Below are 767 nucleotides of genomic sequence, written 5' to 3'. Positions count from 1 at the left end.
GCTCAATATTTCCACACTTATCCAGCGCGCGGACGCGAACGCCATTTGGAAGCAAAGCATTACTCGATCAAGTCTTGGATAACGAAATTCAGTTCGAGCGTTCAGGTTTAGCTATGAAGGAGTTTCAGCGCGTTCTGGCTCACTCCAATGAGGCGCGGTAAGGGAGCGGAGTTCAATCTCGTCGTGCATTGAAGCTGAAGAAGCTGTTGTGGCTCATTTACTTCCTCCTGCTGAGGAATTAACCGCCTTGGCCTTCGAATTCGTCCACAGGTTCGCGGCCGAAGCTGCGCAACGTCTTGATGATACCAACGCCCAGGCGGTGGTTTCGTCCACGGTCCGAGCCGGGGACGCCCCTGGCTCCGTGGTTAGTTGCACTCTGGTCTCGCCATCGGGAGAAACGGCGCGGCAACTATGACCACTTCACATAAGGGTCGTCGAGGCCGGGGAGGGTCGCGGCGACAACCGTTGTGGCCGCTCTATCTTGTTCTTTTCATGCTGCTGCTCTCGGCGGTGGTGTTGGCCTTCGCCACCGGGCGCTATCCCGTGCCGCCGCTGATGGCGTTGCGGATCTTACTGCACCCCATCATCGGCGGCGAGGCCGACTGGACCGCGACAGTGGAGACAGTCGTTTGGGAAATCAGGCTGCCGCGCATTGCCGGCGCGCTGCTGGTCGGCGCCAGCCTAGCTGCGGCCGGGGCGACTTATCAGTGTATCTTTCGCAATCCTCTGGTTTCGCCCGCGATCCTCGGCGCTTCGCAGGGCGCGGC

At 59.8% G+C, this 767-nt stretch carries 1 protein-coding gene; it reads left to right on the top strand.

Annotated features, from left to right (window positions below):
- Nucleotides 1–465 precede the first annotated feature (465 nt).
- Nucleotides 466–767, top strand: a 302-nt coding sequence (locus tag EN780_RS35980) for an iron chelate uptake ABC transporter family permease subunit (RefSeq protein ID WP_210215102.1), incomplete at its 3' end; no start/stop codon positions are given.

Source organism: Mesorhizobium sp. M4B.F.Ca.ET.089.01.1.1, from assembly GCF_004022605.1.
GTDB classification, from domain to species: domain Bacteria; phylum Pseudomonadota; class Alphaproteobacteria; order Rhizobiales; family Rhizobiaceae; genus Mesorhizobium; species Mesorhizobium abyssinicae.
Note: the sequence above shows the minus strand (reverse complement) of the source record. Positions and strands in the feature narration are given on the sequence as shown.